Annotated in this window: 11 protein-coding genes; 9 read left to right on the forward strand and 2 right to left on the reverse strand. The window is 48.6% G+C overall.

All coding sequences use genetic code 11. The features are described 5' to 3' along the window. Positions 1–526: 526 nt before the first annotated feature. Positions 527–877: an aspartate 1-decarboxylase gene (gene panD / locus J5A66_RS06360; protein ID WP_211789831.1), complete on the reverse strand. Its 351-nt coding sequence runs from the start codon at positions 875–877 to the stop codon at positions 527–529. A 6-nt stretch (positions 878–883) separates the two neighbouring features. Beyond that, entirely contained in the window at positions 884–1,735 is an 852-nt protein-coding gene (gene panC, locus J5A66_RS06365) for a pantoate--beta-alanine ligase (RefSeq protein WP_211789832.1), read from the reverse strand. A gap of 200 nt (positions 1,736–1,935) precedes the next feature. Between panC and J5A66_RS06370 the strand changes: the two genes are divergently transcribed. The 9 genes from J5A66_RS06370 (at position 1,936) to J5A66_RS06410 (ending at position 13,009) form a co-directional block, all read left to right on the forward strand. After that, positions 1,936–2,748 carry a glycogen/starch synthase gene (locus tag J5A66_RS06370; RefSeq protein WP_211789833.1) on the forward strand — a complete coding sequence of 271 codons (813 nt, stop codon included), beginning with the start codon at positions 1,936–1,938 and terminating at the stop codon, positions 2,746–2,748. 38 nt (positions 2,749–2,786) lie between these two features. After that, positions 2,787–4,175 carry a DUF4270 domain-containing protein gene (locus J5A66_RS06375; protein WP_211789834.1) on the forward strand — a complete coding sequence of 463 codons (1,389 nt, stop codon included), beginning with the start codon at positions 2,787–2,789 and terminating at the stop codon, positions 4,173–4,175. Between the two features lie 618 nt (positions 4,176–4,793). Continuing rightward, positions 4,794–4,973, forward strand: a complete 180-nt coding sequence (locus tag J5A66_RS06380; RefSeq protein WP_211789835.1) for a hypothetical protein — start codon at positions 4,794–4,796, stop codon at positions 4,971–4,973. 37 nt (positions 4,974–5,010) lie between these two features. Then, a complete protein-coding gene (locus J5A66_RS06385; RefSeq protein ID WP_211789836.1) occupies positions 5,011–6,663 on the forward strand; it encodes a hypothetical protein in 1,653 nt (550 codons plus the stop codon). 626 nt (positions 6,664–7,289) lie between these two features. Then, positions 7,290–8,285, forward strand: coding sequence for a MoxR family ATPase (locus J5A66_RS06390; RefSeq protein ID WP_211789837.1), 996 nt, complete (start codon positions 7,290–7,292; stop codon positions 8,283–8,285). Further along, positions 8,285–9,166 carry a DUF58 domain-containing protein gene (locus tag J5A66_RS06395; protein ID WP_211789838.1) on the forward strand — a complete coding sequence of 294 codons (882 nt, stop codon included), beginning with the start codon at positions 8,285–8,287 and terminating at the stop codon, positions 9,164–9,166. The genes J5A66_RS06390 and J5A66_RS06395 overlap by 1 nt, the downstream gene beginning before the upstream one ends. Beyond that, positions 9,163–10,239 carry a hypothetical protein gene (locus J5A66_RS06400; RefSeq protein ID WP_211789839.1) on the forward strand — a complete coding sequence of 359 codons (1,077 nt, stop codon included), beginning with the start codon at positions 9,163–9,165 and terminating at the stop codon, positions 10,237–10,239. The genes J5A66_RS06395 and J5A66_RS06400 overlap by 4 nt, the downstream gene beginning before the upstream one ends. A 21-nt stretch (positions 10,240–10,260) precedes the next feature. Next, a complete protein-coding gene (locus tag J5A66_RS06405; RefSeq protein ID WP_211789840.1) occupies positions 10,261–11,259 on the forward strand; it encodes a VWA domain-containing protein in 999 nt (332 codons plus the stop codon). Positions 11,260–11,308: 49 nt separating this feature from the next. After that, the gene (locus J5A66_RS06410; RefSeq protein ID WP_211789841.1) at positions 11,309–13,009 is read left to right on the forward strand and encodes a VWA domain-containing protein; all 1,701 of its coding nucleotides are present in this window, start codon (positions 11,309–11,311) and stop codon (positions 13,007–13,009) included. Positions 13,010–13,043 lie beyond the last annotated feature (34 nt).

Raw genomic sequence — 13,043 nt, forward strand, 5'->3', positions numbered from 1 at the left:
ACCGCCACGGAGACCAAAATGATGCTACTGAGTGGCTCAAAACCGCCGCGGAGACCAAAATGGTGCTACTGAGCCGCGCAAAATCGCCACGGAGACCAAAATGATGCTACTGAGTGGCTCAAAACCATCACGGAGACAAAAATGGTGCTACTGAGCCGCTCAAAATCGCCGCGGAGGCAAAAAGGATGTTACTGTACCCTACAAAATCACCGCGGAGGAAAAAATGGTGTTACTGTACCCTACAAAACCGCCGCGGAAGAAAAAAAATGGCGTTACTGTACCCTACAAAACCATCATCCGAGGCAAAAATGGTGCTACTGTACCCTACAAAACTGCCGCGGAGGTAGAAATAGTGTTACTGTACCCTACAAAATCGCCATCCGAGGTAAAAATGGTGTTACTGTACCCTACAAAACCGTCGCGGAGGAAAAAAGGATGTTACTGTACCCTACAGAACCACGATCCGAGGCAAAAGAAAACGGAGCCTTCCGAGAACTGGAAAGGCTCCGCTGTATGTGTGTGCGTCTTACTTCTTGACGATTCGATTCTTCTCGGGAAACACCACGGTGGGTCGGAAGGCCTTCGCCTCCTCGAAATCCATTTGCGCGTAAGACATGATAATCACCGTGTCGCCCACGAGCACCTTGCGAGCCGCAGCGCCGTTCAGACAGATGCAACCGCTGCCACGTTCGCCTTTAATGATATAGGTCTCGAATCTCTCGCCGTTCTGATTGTCTACAATCTGCACCTTCTCGCCGGCAATCAGGTTGGCCGCCTCCATCAAGTCTTCGTCGATGGTGATGCTGCCCATATAATTGATATTGGCTTCGGTGACGGTGACACAATGCAATTTCGATTTTAAAACTTCTATCAACATGTTGCTTTATCCTTTATACGTAATGTGGTCGATGAGTCGGATGGGCGCGCTACCGCAGTAAACGGTGATGCAGCCAACGATGTGCTGCGAGTCGTCCCAACGGTCGACGGCCTCGAGCGTCTCCCCGTCTACGATGGAGAAATATTCCACCTCCAAGCCTTCGTGCGCGTTGATCTCGGCCGTTACCCAATCTCTCGTCTCCGATAGCGAATGCGACTTGGCCTCAACAAGACTCCGCTTCAATACATCGAAGATGTTGGCCGCCAAGACACGTTCCTCGGTTGTGAGCCGCTCGTTGCGCGAACTCATCGCCAGTCCGCTTGCTTCTCTCACGATGGGACATTCGACAATCTGAATCTGCGCCCCCATATACCTCACCAATTGCTTGACGACAGCAATCTGCTGCCAGTCTTTCTCGCCAAAATAAGCTCTGTCGGGCTTGACAATAGCGAAGAGCCGACTCAAAACCTGGCAGACTCCGTTGAAATGCCCGGGTCTTCGCTCGCCCTCCATCACCGTCGTTGCCGGCGGGAAGGAAAACTCCCGTGTGTCGGGCTGCGGATAAATCTCGGCGACGGAAGGAGTAAAGACGTAGTCGGCTCCCAAGCCTTCGAGCAAAGCACAATCGGCCTCAAGCGTCTGGGGATAGTTCTCCAAATCGCTTTGATCGTTAAACTGATTGGGGTTGAGAAATATACTGACAACGGTTGCTCCATTCTCCTCGACCGAGCGTCTTACCAATGAAGCATGTCCCTCGTGCAAAGCCCCCATCGTGGGGACGAATCCTATCTGAACGTGTTTTTTCCTCTGGCAAAACAACGCGTTTTGCAAATCTACAATCTTTGTAAAGACTTTCATTCCTGTCGTTTTATAAGCTCGTGCAAAATAACGGCTTTTTTCTTAAATAAGAAAGAATATCATTAAAAATATGGCAAAATGCAAGCCGGCAGAATGCAAAATCTAACGCCATATCCCCGTATCTGAATGTTTTTTTGTACCTTTGCGCCGGTAAAAAAGACGGGTGTCCGACATCCATATTAAAAAGAAAGAAATCAGGTATGTCAAAGAAAATCTTATTCATCAATCAAGAGATTACGCCATACGTTCCCGAAACGGAAATGTCTCTGATGGGCAACAAACTTCCCCAACATGTGCAAGAATCTGGCTGCGAAATCCGCACCTTTATGCCCAAATGGGGAAATATCAACGAGCGTAGAGGCCAACTCCACGAGGTGATCCGACTCTCGGGAATGAATCTCGTGATCGACGAGACCGACCACCCGCTCATCATCAAGGTGGCTTCCATCCCATCAACGAAAATTCAGGTCTACTTCATCGACAACGACGACTATTTCCTGAGACGACAGATGGCCGTAGACGAAAACGGAGAAGCATATCAAGACAACGGTCAGCGAGCCGTATTCTTCGCTCGCGGCGTGCTCGAAACCGTGAAAAAACTGAGATGGGCCCCCGACATTATCCACTGTCAAGGCTGGATGGCCGCCACGGTTCCCTTGCTCATCAAAAAAGCCTACCGCGACGAACCTACCTTCGCCGGCACAAAAGTCGTCACATCGCTATTCAACCATCAAATGAAAGGCAGTCTGGGCAACCACTTCAAAAAAACCATCGAATTCAAATCGGCCAAAGCCTCAGTCCTGGGAGAATTCAACGACGCATTCGACTACAACGAACTCGACAAACTCGCCATTGCCTACAGCGACGGCGTGATCGAAGGCGGCCCTGGCATCAAACCCGAACTCCTCGACTTCGCAGCCGCAAAGAAAGTGGCTCTACTCCCATACGCCGGCGAAGATTTTATCGAAGCCTACCAAGCTTTCTACGATCAAATCTCCACCGCGAAGAAATAATCTCCTCATCTCACCCCAGCATTCGATACGGAAAGAACATGAACTTTAGAAAACTCTTCGTCCCCGCTCTCGCCGCCATTCTTTTGGCGAGCTGCGATGACACCACAGACGAGATAGGCCAGTCGCTCATCAAGAAAAACAATGTCACCATCTCTACAGGGACTTTCGCCGTAGCCAGTCGGTCGATGAAAGTCGATTCCGTGCTGTCGCGCAACTCCACGGCCTACCTCGGACATGTGAAAGATCCCGAAACAGGTTCTTATATCACGGGCAACGCCATGCTTCAATTTCACACCCTCCCCAATATAGGCTTCCCCGTGAAAGACAGTATCGTGAGCCGTATCGCCAACGACATCGTAGCTGACTCCTGCGACATCTTCCTGGCCTGCGACGATTTCTATGGCGACTCCCTGGCCGTGTTCACCCTCACCGCCCACGAAATGGGAAAACCCATGCTCGAGACAAGGAAATATTATTCCAACTACGACCCCAATCATCTTCTTCGCACTGGCGGCATCCATCAGGATCAGAGCTACACGCTCACCTCCAGCTACGACAAGACGAAAGGTATCCGCATCTCCCTCAACGAGCCTTACACCGACAAGGACGGAACAACCTATAACAATTATGGTACCTATATCATGCGCACCTACTTCGATCATCATGAGTACTTCAGTTCCTCCTACAACTTCCTCACCAACGTCTGCCCAGGTTTCTATTTCAAAAACAAAAGCGGACTCGGAGCCATGGCCTACATCGCAGCCAGTCAAATGAATATTTATTATCGCGCACGAATCAACGGCAAAGACTCTGTTCGCTGGGTATCCTTCGCCGGAACTGAAGAGGTGCTGCAAACATCGAAGATCAGCCACGATGCAACCCTCTCCACACTCGCAGCCGATGCCTCGTGCACTTATCTAAAAACGCCCGCTGGCCTCTTTACCGAGCTCACCCTCCCCGTGGCCGACATCTTCGCGGGCCACGAGCACGACACCATTAATAACGTCAAGCTCAGCATCGCACGAATCAACAACACCACCCACAGCCCCTACACCCTCGAAGCTGCCACTCACCTGCTACTGCTGCCGACTGACAGCCTGCACGCCTTTTTCGAGCAAGACCGGCTCATCGACAATAAAGTCTCCTTCCTGGCCACACTCAACGCCAATACTTACACCTTCGATAACATCTCGGGCCTCATCACCGCCATGTCGAAAGCCGACAAGAGCAACGCCAACTGGAACAAAGTCCTACTCGTGCCCGTCACTGTCGTTACCACCAAGCGACGGACATCGTCGGGCGGAACCGAGACCGTCATCACCAACATCGTGCACAACATGGCCCTCACCAGCACCAGATTGGTGAGAGGAACCGGCAGCACCGACAGCCCCATCAAGGTGAGCGTCATCTACAGCACCTTTCAGTAAGTCATCAACGCAGGGGAACACAACACAGTACCTATACTATGGCCGATAACTTTCTTGAAACGAAGCAACAAGAATACGAAGCACGCAAACGCCGCTGGCAGAAATCGCAGTTGCGATTTCCTGTAAAGTCGCAAAGCCGAGCGCAAGAACCATAACCACCAGTCAAATTCCCCCTCCTATCCTTTGGCCTTTCCGAAAGATTGTGTTACCTTTGCCCCCGTCTTTCAAGCAGAAGAATAGACTCTTTCAGGAAGAAAGGCAAAAGAACAAAACAGGAACAATGCAACGTGTGAGCATATATAATAAAGGTATAACAGGAGAACAGAAAAGCTTGGACTTTTCTGCATCTTTTAACGCCTATCGTTTGGTAGTATCGAATATTTTCGCTACCTTACACACACACACACACACACACACACACACACACACACACACACAATGTTCGCACCTATTATAGTGTAAGATTTTTTAGCTTTCTCTTACGCGCGCGCGAAGCGTGGTGCAACCATAACCTGCAAAGGGATTCCCAGCGAATCTCTTTGCAGGCTTTTTCGTGTCCGACGGGATACGGAGCTAAGCGAAGAATCGTTTAAGTTTAACACAATAAAATCAAGAAAAATGAAGTACGAAGAAACTAGAGAGTTGCTCGAATTGCGAGCCTACGTTCGTCCGTTTTGCACGGTTGTAAAAATGGAACAGGAGTTCTTTATATGCACTTCGGTTGTTCCCAAGGTTCCAGGTTCTACGGAAGAGGAATGGGAAGACGAAGAGGTAGAAATTGGTGAGGAGGAACTGTAACCCAAGCAGATGCTACCATAGTAGAAAACAAATCACAATGAGAAAAATGAAAATCAAGCAGATTCTATGGCTGACCGGACTGATTGTCCTGGCAGCTTGCAGCAAAGAGGCTAGTATTAACGGCAACAATAACGACAATGTGCAGACCAACGCAATAGAGATAGAAAACATCACCATCACCGAAGAACCTTTCCTACCGGAAAACCCCAAGAAGGAGACTCGTGTGACGCAGGCTCCGCAAATCGTCGACCTTGGCGACGGACTCATGGCCGAAGTATCGCTCGCAGAAGATGTCCAAGAAGAAGCACCCGCCCAAACCCGTGCTGCGATTGCCGATGGGCACTACACCATCTACGCCACCAAATATGTAGCCGGTCGAATGCCGGGAGTCAGCGGCCCTATTGTAGGAACGCTCTCTGGTACCGTTCAGGGAGGAAAGTTTGTACGCGATGCCGGTTCTCGCCTACGTCTTTCTCCCGACACCTACACTTTTGTTTGCATCAACGATGCGGTCTCCAAAGAAGTGCATTCCTATCACGGCGACGTCTTCGCGCTGACCAACGACCAGGACAACCCCATGATGGGTGTCAACACAATGGCCATCAGCGGTCCGGGTGTTGAGATTCCCTTCGCAATGAAGCATCGCGAAACAGCGCGCGTCCGCTTCCAGCTTACCTCCTATACCGCCGAGGGACACAACGTAACGGGCACGCTCACCTTGAACAACATCGCAACGAAATCCTTCTTTGATATGGAAGGTCGACTATTCGGCGGCCTTGGCACTTCGTTCACTTCCAACACCTACACCTTCGCCGAGAGCCCCGTCACTTCCTCCGCCTACACGCAGGAGGTGAAGCGTACCACCGGTTATCGTTATTTCATTAGTGGATCTACAGGTGCCAATGCCCAGCTCACCCTGCAAAGCGGAACCCTCTACGGCAAATCGCTCGCCGGCAAGTCCTTCCCACTCACGGCCATCGCCACTCTGCAAGAAAACAAATCCTACACCTGTAACATCAAGTTTCGCACTATCTACTGCCTTTTCGAAGACGGAACTATCGGTTCCCTCGGCGACAAAGGCACGCGAACACCCATCGGCGTTGTTGTAAGAGAAAAAACCGCCACCACGCCGGGAATGGCCGTAGCCCTGCACAATGCCGGGAATGTGGTTTGGGGGCAGAGCATCAAAGCCACTAAGCAATACCTCAGTTTCGATAGCCCCTCCGACTTCACCTCCCTGTCCGACTATCTCTCGAACGGCTATACAGGTTACGAATTGACCTGGAAGGCGGAAACGTCTACCGACGCAAAAATAAAAGCCAACGAGCCCACCCTCTACCCCGCCTTCTATGCCGCCGCTCACTACACCTCCAGTCCCGCACCAACGGGCGCGAACATAGGCAAGTGGTTCTACCCTGCCGTAAGAGATTGGGTTGATTTGGGTCGCTACTTCAAAGGAACGGCCAACCAAAATAACGGCATTTCGTTGGATGGCATCAACCTCGCCTCACTCATCCAGCTCCTCTCCGACCTCGGAGCCGACCCCATCACCGGACAATATTACACCAGCACAGAACGAGGCGACGACCAAGGCTGGCGCGTGTATGTGTTCGACGATACCAACCTCAGCATTAAAAATTACGGCTATAAATATCAACAACATCCCGTTCGCCCATTTGTTTATTTCTAAAAAATAAATACCGTTGGCAAAACGGTGGGCGGTTTCAGCTGAAAATTTCGCAGAGAAGCAAAAACGCCCATCTTATTGCCTCAAAAATAAGAAAAACAAGTCGTCGTACCCCTACGAAAGCTCGAAAATGAGAAAAGCGAGGCTTCGTAGGGGTACGAACCCCCAAAAACGAGAAAAACAACGTTTCGTATCCCTACGAAACACAGAAAATGAGAAAAACAACCCGTCGTAGGGGTACGAAACGCAAAAACGCCTCAAAAAGCGGTCTTCGTACCCCTACGACAACTTTTTATTCATCATTTAAACCCAAAAACCTATAATGAACCTCAGTAGGCACCGCAAGAGCATTACCAGTTTGGCATTCACGTGCTGTAAATGGACAAGGAGATGAACCTGAAAAAGAGAATTGTACTGATATATAACAAAAAAGAGAACTGATATACGCACAGTGCGATCAGTTCTCTTTTTTTGTTTATTCTCCATTTGGTCGATTTTAAAGAGCAGCCCCTAACTTAGGGGATTCACGACTCAAGAACTATTAATATTATTTAGTTGCGAATATTCGGCCCTCTCTCTTTTATGTTGTACTTTTGCGGCCAAATCATACTTTACAAAAGTGACATGTTATGGCAGAATCGTTAGACATTCGTGAGTTGAACAGACTCATAGAGCAACAAAGTGCATTCGTTACCAATCTGACAACCGGAATGAAGGGCGTGATCGTGGGGCAGAAACACCTGGTGGAATCGCTGCTGATCTCGCTGCTCAGCGATGGGCATATTCTGTTGGAAGGCGTTCCTGGACTGGCAAAGACGCTGGCCATTAAAACGCTGGCACAGCTGGTGGATGCAGCCTATAGCAGAATTCAGTTTACACCCGACTTGCTCCCGGCCGATGTCGTCGGTACACTGGTCTACTCACAAAAGGAAGAGAATTTCCAAGTGAAGAAAGGACCGGTGTTTGCCAATTTCGTCCTGGCCGACGAAATCAACCGCGCACCTGCCAAGGTGCAGAGCGCACTGCTCGAGGCCATGCAGGAACATCAGGTGACCATCGGCGAGAAGACGTTCCCACTGCCGAATCCGTTCCTGGTGATGGCTACGCAAAATCCCATCGAACAGGAGGGTACCTATCAGCTGCCCGAGGCGCAAGTAGACCGATTTATGCTCAAAGTGGTGATCGACTATCCCACACTGGAAGAAGAAAAACTCATCATCCGCGAGAATATCCAGGGCAGACTGCCCAAGGTTTTGCCTGTAACCACAGCCGAAGAGATTCTCAAAGCCCGCGAAGTGGTGAACCAGGTGTACATTGACGAGAAAATTGAACAATATATTGCCGACCTGGTGTTCGCCTCGCGCTATCCCGAGCGTTATCAACTGGGCGAACTGAAGTCACTCATCAACTATGGTGGTTCGCCCCGCGCAAGCATCAATCTGGCTAAGGCCGCTAGGGCATACGCCTTTATCAAACACAGAGGCTATGTGGTTCCGGAGGATGTCCGAGCCGTGGTTCACGACGTGATGATTCATCGCATCGGCTTGTCTTACGAGGCAGAAGCAGGCAATGTGACAAGTGAAGAAATCGTAAGTAAGATCGTCAATAAAGTGGAGGTTCCTTGATGGATACGCTCGACCTGTTTAAACAAGTACGCAAAATCGAAATAAAAACCCGCGGACTGAGCCGAAATATCTTTGCTGGACAATATCATTCGGCCTTTAAAGGCAGAGGTATGGCTTTTTCGGAGGTGCGGGAATACCAATTCGGCGATGATGTTCGGGACATCGACTGGAATGTGACGGCACGATTTCGTCGACCGTATGTCAAGGTGTTCGAGGAGGAACGCGAACTGACGGTGATGTTGATGATCGACGTGAGTGGTTCGCTCGACTTCGGAACGACACAACGTACCAAGCGGACCATGGCTACAGAGATTGCTGCGATTTTGGCGTTCAGTGCTATTCAGAATAACGATAAGATCGGCGTCATCTTTTTTTCCGACCACATTGAGAAATATATCCCCCCAAAGAAAGGACGCAAACATATTCTCTATATCATTCATGAGATGCTCGACTTCCGGCCTGAAAGTCGAAAGACGCATATCGCAGCTGCAATCGAATATCTTACTCGAGTGATGAAACGTCGATGCATCGCTTTTGTAGTGAGCGATTTCTATACGCAGGATAGCTTTTTGAAAGAGATTCGAATTGCCAATTCTAAACATGACGTGGTGGCTATTCAGGTGTACGACCCACGCGCCAAGACTCTGCCCGACGTGGGACTGATCAACGTAAAGGATGCTGAGACGGGACACGAAATGCTGATCGATACATCCAGTGCAAAACTGAGAAAGGCACACACGCAATATTGGCAGAAACGAACAGAAACGCTGAAAGATACGTTTGCACAAAGCAACGTCGACTGGGTTTCTATCGCCACAAACGAAGATTATGTCAAGGCAATGATGCTTTTATTCATGCAAAGAGGACAGATAAGACAATGAAACGGTTTCTTTTGACGATAACAGCTTGCCTCCTGTCTATGTGGGGAGCAGCACAGGTGTCTGTGGAAGAAAAGATCGACTCTTTTGCCATCTACATCGGACAACAAACCTGTCTTCGGGTTGATGTCATCGCCCCAAAAGGTCAAGTGGTAAACTTCCCCACTTTCAAACCCTCGCAATACATCGTTGACGGTGTGGAGGTGTTGAATGCAAGCGATGAGGAGACTGCCGAACAGGATAACGGACTGGTCAAAACGTCTAAACGCTACACGCTGACCTCATTCAACGAAAAGCTCTATTCCATCCCCGGACTGAAGATAAAAGTAAACGGTAAAGAATATCAAGGCAATACCTTGGCCCTGAAAGTAATCACAATGGATGTAGACACGCTGCATCCCAATCAGTTTTTCCCACCAAAGGATGTACAGAACAATCCTTTTTCATGGACCGACGAAGACTGGGCTGAGATTTTCTATCTCAGCATACTCATGTTGCTGCTCGGTGTTGCGGGCCTATATCTGTTCGTTAGACTGAAACAGAACAAACCCATCATTACCCGTATACGCATTATCAAAAAGATTCTTCCCCATCAGAAAGCGCTCAACGAAATTGAACAAATCAAATCGGAGAAGATGGTGTCGTCGGAAAATCAGAAGGAATATTATACCCGCTTGACAGACACACTGCGACAATATATCAATGAGCGATTCGGCTTCAATGCTATGGAGATGACGAGTTCGGAAATTATCGAGCATCTCAATAGCAATGGGAACCAGGAAATGATGGAGGAACTGAAAGAGATTTTCCTGACGGCCGATCTCGTCAAGTTTGCCAAGTATTCGACTCTTATCAACGAGAACGATCTCAACCTTGTCAATGCAATTCAGTTTATCGACAAAACAAAAATAGAAAATCAACCGACAACAGAAAAGATTATGCCTCAACTAACGGAGGCAGACAAACGCGCACAACAAACACGCATCGTCATCAAGACTGTTATTGGAGGTATTGTCGTTGCTATTGTGGTTATCCTTTTCTACATCGTTAGTCATCTGTACGAAATGCTCGGTTAAACCGATACTGAAGAAACAAACATGGAATTTGCAAATAAAGAATATCTGTTGCTGCTCGTTCTACTGATACCCTACATCCTGTGGTATTTCATCTATAAGAAACGAGGCGAACCAACCCTCCGCATGAGCGACACAAATGCCTATCGGTATGCTCCGAGAAGTTGGCGCATCAAGTTGATGAATCTACCCATGTTCTTGCGGTGCATCACCTTTGTTTTAGTCGTTGTCATCTTGGCTCGTCCCCAAACGCATACATCATGGGGAAGCAAAACAGTGGAAGGCATCGACATTATGTTGGCAATGGATGTATCTACCTCTATGTTAGCAGAGGATCTACGCCCCAATCGAATGGAGGCAGCTAAAGAGGTGGCCGCCGAATTTATTGCCGACCGCCCCAACGACAATATCGGTCTGACCATTTTTGCCGGCGAAGCCTTTACGCAATGCCCCATGACAACCGACCACACCTCGTTGCTCAACATGTTGCAAACCGTGAGAACAGATATTGCTGCAAGAGGACTTATCGAAGACGGAACAGCCATAGGAATGGGACTGGCCAATGCCGTTTCACGTTTAAAAGACAGTAAGGCTAAAAGCAAGGTGGTCATTCTTCTGACCGACGGCTCGAACAACCGGGGCGACTTATCGCCAATGACCAGCGCCAACATTGCCAAGAGTCTTGGAATAAGGGTTTATACCATCGGCATAGGTACGAATAAGGTGGCTCGCTATCCTATGCCCGTTGCCGGCGGTGTACAATATGTCAACATCCCCGTAGAGATTGATACGCAGGTATTGAAAGATATTGCTGCAACAACAGACGGAAACTTTTACCGGGCTACAAACAATCGAGAGCTGAAGCAGATTTACCAAGACATCGACCAATTGGAGAAAACGAAGATGCGTGTAAAGAAGTTTTCTAAGCTCTACGAAGCCTATCAACCCTTTGCCTTTTTGGCCATTCTGGCTCTCTTTCTCGAGATATTGCTTAGAACCACTCTGTTCAGGCGTATTCCCTAATACGGCAGACAGATAAGACAGAAGAAACGCAGGTTAAAGACAAAAGCTCATGTTTAGATTTGAAGATCCGATATACCTTTGGCTGCTGTTAATCATCCCCGTATTGATAGCGGTTCGTTTTATCAGCTACAGGAAAAAGAAAAGCCGACTTGTATCCTTTGGCAACCCTGAACTGCTGCAACACCTCATGCCCGATGTCTCAAAGTACAGACCATCGGTTAAATTTTGGCTTTCAGTTTCAGCCTTGGCACTACTCATCATCGTGTTAGCTCGTCCGCAGATGGGAACAAAGATTTCACACGACAAGAGAAACGGAATAGAAGCCGTAATCGCTGTAGACATCAGTAACTCGATGATGGCGAAGGATGTGATGCCTTCGCGTATTGACAAGAGTAAATTGCTCATCGAGAACCTTATCGACCATTTTACAAACGACCGTATCGGACTAATTGTCTTTGCCGGCGACGCTTTCGTACAGTTACCCATCACCGGCGACTACGTCTCGGCCAAAATGTTTTTGCAAAACATCGATCCCTCACTCATTGCTACTCAAGGAACAGACATTGCCAAGGCTCTAAACCTTTCGATGCATAGTTTCAGTCAGCAGAAAAACATCGGTAAGGCCGTAATTGTCATTACCGACGGCGAAGACCATGAGGGCGGTGCCTTAGAAGCAGCAAAAGCAGCAAAAGATAAAGGCATACAGGTGTTTATCTTGGGAATTGGAGACACCAAGGGGGCCCCCATCCCATTGCCGACGGGTGGATATATGACCGACCGAAACGGACAAACCGTCATCACAGCTCTCAACGAGCAGATGTGTAAGGAGATTGCCCAAGCCGGCAACGGAACCTACATCCACGTAGACAACACCAACGATGCCCAGGAAAAGCTGAATAACGAACTGACGAAGCTTCAGAAGGCCGACACAGAAATGGTGACATACAGCGAATACGGCGAACAGTTCCAGGCAGTGTGCATTCTTATCCTCCTCCTTCTGATCACAGAAGTCTGCATCCTCGAGATTCGAAATCCGAAGCTGAGAAAGTTACATCTCTTCAGTCAGAAGAAAATGCTCGCCCTCCTGTTTCTACTTGCATCCACGACAGCAATGGCACAGAGCGACCGGCAGTTCGTCCGAAGCGGAAATCAACAGTATCGTCATCAAAACTATCCCAAAGCCGAGATTGAATACCGCAAGGCGATGTCGCAGAACCCAAACAATGCGCAGGCAATCTACAATTTAGGCTGTGCACTGATGATGCAGCAAAAAGATTCGATAGCCATCATTCAGTTTGAAAACGCCGGAAAACAAGAAACCAATAAATTTCGCAAAGCGATGTCCTACCACAACATCGGCGTAATCTGTCAGAAACACCAACTCTACGGCGATGCCATCAAGGCCTATGAGGAAGCGTTGCGCAACAATCCCACAGACAACGAGACGCGGTATAACTTAGCTCTTTGCAAACGTCTGAACAAGAATCAGCCTAACAACAAAAACCAGCAAAACAATCAGAACAAGAAAAAAGACAACAAACAGGACAAGAAGCAAAACAAAGACCAACAAAACAAAAATCAACAGGACAAGAAAGACAAAAACAAACAGCAGCAACCCAAGGAGCAGATGAGCAAAGACAATGCCGAGCAACTGCTCAACGCCGCTATTCAAGAAGAGAAGGCCACGCAGCAACGTTTAAAGAAGGCGATGCAGCAACCCAATCGGCGCACTGTTGAAAAGAATTGGTAAACCTCATTTCAAGGCGATGACAAAAGCAATAAAA

It is taken from the genome of Prevotella sp. oral taxon 475 (assembly GCF_018127805.1).
Taxonomy (GTDB): Bacteria; Bacteroidota; Bacteroidia; order Bacteroidales; family Bacteroidaceae; genus Prevotella.